The sequence below is a fragment of the Polaromonas sp. P1_G4 genome (assembly GCF_056405475.1).
The window spans coordinates 1-1,294 of the sequence record NZ_JBFUCA010000814.1; the positions used below are offsets into that span (position 1 = coordinate 1).

General features: G+C 59.9%; 1 protein-coding gene. It reads left to right on the forward strand.

Translation table 11 applies throughout. The features are described from left to right. The coding region (locus AC1D1X_RS23605) for a thiamine pyrophosphate-dependent enzyme (RefSeq protein WP_477699388.1) at positions 1 to 1,217 on the forward strand (1,217 nt) is incomplete at its 5' end. Between the last annotated feature and the right edge of the window lie 77 nt (positions 1,218 to 1,294).

Below are 1,294 nucleotides of genomic sequence, written 5' to 3' on the forward strand. Positions count from 1 at the left end.
AAAAAGCACTCGACATGCTTGCTGCTTCCAGCAAGCCTTTGATCGTCGCCGGCGGCGGCATCATCAATGCCGACGCCTCCGATTTGTTGGTCGAGTTTGCCGAACTCACCGGTGTGCCGGTGATCCCCACGCTGATGGGCTGGGGCACCATTCCCGACGATCACCCCCTGATGGCCGGCATGTGCGGACTGCAAACCAGCCACCGCTACGGCAACGCCACCATGCTGGCCAGCGACTTCGTCATCGGCATCGGCAACCGCTGGGCCAACCGCCACACCGGTTCGCCCGAGGTGTATTGCAAAGGCCGCACCTTTGTGCACGTCGATATCGAGCCGACGCAGATTGGCCGGGTGTTCAATCCGGACTTTGGCATTGTCAGCGACGCCAAAGCCGCACTGGAACTGCTGGTGCAGGTCGCCCGCGAACGCAAGATGGCGAAGAGCCTGCCCGACTATGGCAACTGGGCCACCCGCTGTGCTGAGCGGAAAAAGCTCATGCACCGCAAGTCCCACTTTACCGAGACCCCCATCAAACCGATGCGCGTGTATGAAGAAATGAACAAGGTGTTCCCGCGCGACACCATTTACGTGACAACCATTGGCCTGAGCCAGATTGCCGGCGCGCAGTTTCTCAATGTGTACGGGCCACGCCAGTGGATCAACTGCGGCCAGGCGGGGCCGCTGGGTTGGACCATCCCCGCGGCCCTCGGTGTAGTGGCCGCCGACCCGACACGTACCGTTGTCGGGCTGTCCGGCGACTACGACTTTCAGTTCCTGATGGAAGAGCTGGCCGTGGGTGCGCAGTTCAACCTGCCTTATGTGCAGGTGCTGGTCAACAACAGCTATCTGGGCCTGATCCGCCAGGCCCAGCGAGGTTTTGAGATGGACTACTGCGTACAGCTTGCTTTCGAAAACCAGAACGTACCGGCAGGCGAAGGTGATCTGCGCAGTTACGGCGTGGATCACCAGGCTGTGGTGCAAGGCCTGGGCTGCAAGTCATTGCGCGTGACCGATCCTGAAAAGATCAATGACGCCATGGTCGAGGCGCAGGTGATGGCACGCAAATACCGGGTGCCGGTGGTTGTGGAAGTCATCCTCGAAAAGGTCACCAATATCGCCATGGGCACGGAGATCGACAAGGTCAACGAGTTCGAAGACATCGACTGCCGCCACCCCAAGGGCCGTGAAGGCCTGGAACTGGCCGGCTTGCTTGAGTAAGCCCCTAGCAACGGCCAACGCCCCACCAGAATAGAAATCATGCCTTAATTGTCCGCCAATCTCAGCATGCTCTATAC